The following is a 938-nucleotide window of genomic DNA, read 5'->3' as shown; positions in this document are numbered from 1 at the left end:
TCGATGGTTGAGCAAACTCTACATTAAACTGAGGGAAGTTTCGGGGGGCAGGTCAGGCTAGCTTGTCGCGGTCACCGATGAGGTTGAGCTCTTCGTCACCAAGAACGTAGTTTCGATCTTGTTCAAATATGTAAGACATTCTTCGCCTCCAACTGATTACCATTGGAGGTGATCGTTACTAATCAATCTTTCTTATGAATACGCTGCCAAAATTGACAAAACAGCTTTTCAATTTTGACGCCTATTCTGACGTGGTTTTGTCCTCAAATAGTTCCTGCAATCCCCTCTGAAGGGTGCGTGCGCTGACTTCGAGTCCATCAGACTCTTTGAGTTGCAAAACGGCCTCTTTCCAAGGTGGCCTTCTGTCCAATGAATAGTGCTTCAGGAATGCACGAGCCGCTATTAGGCTGATCTTAGGCCGACCTATGCCAGTCGTTGATACCTCTGTATTGGGCTTAAGATCAGCTTTTTCTAGCTGGAGCGCGTCACACACCAATATCTCCCGATATTGATGCCGCATTTTCTCCGTTGATAATTTTTCAGCAGTTTGGTCAGTGACACAAATAGACCAACCATCAAACGGCTGCATCTGTTCAGGATTTGCAATGGCAATAAACTTAGACAAGTAACCTCCCGACGCTTGTTCAAGGAGTCGGTAGACGTTCAGAGAAATGCAGTAAGTATCCCTGTCGAAAAAGAGGTTTGGGCTACAGAAGCCTTGGTCGTCTTTCAGGTTCGACCAAGGGTCTCGCCCTACATCTACCTCTTTCGCAATCCTGTCGAGCCTTTCAGGATTAATCTTGGCTAAATCGCAATCGAAGGGAACATCGCTCCATCCTTGGGCCTCAAGATCAAGTATATACACAGAGTCCTCGAGCACCCGACTTTTGACGGGTTGACGTCTGACCGTAGAACGATTCAGCTAACCGCATGATCCG

1 protein-coding gene is annotated in these 938 nt (G+C 47.0%); it reads right to left on the bottom strand.

The window, feature by feature from the left end:
* Positions 1-241 precede the first annotated feature (241 nt).
* Positions 242-865, bottom strand: a complete 624-nt coding sequence (locus tag PFRI_RS09470) for a hypothetical protein (protein WP_072630463.1) — start codon at positions 863-865, stop codon at positions 242-244.
* Between the last annotated feature and the right edge of the window lie 73 nt (positions 866-938).

Origin of the sequence: Planktotalea frisia (genome assembly GCF_001890925.1) — a bacterium.
Classification (GTDB): Bacteria; Pseudomonadota; Alphaproteobacteria; order Rhodobacterales; family Rhodobacteraceae; genus Planktotalea; species Planktotalea frisia.
This window is presented reverse-complemented; position numbering and strand designations above follow the sequence as displayed.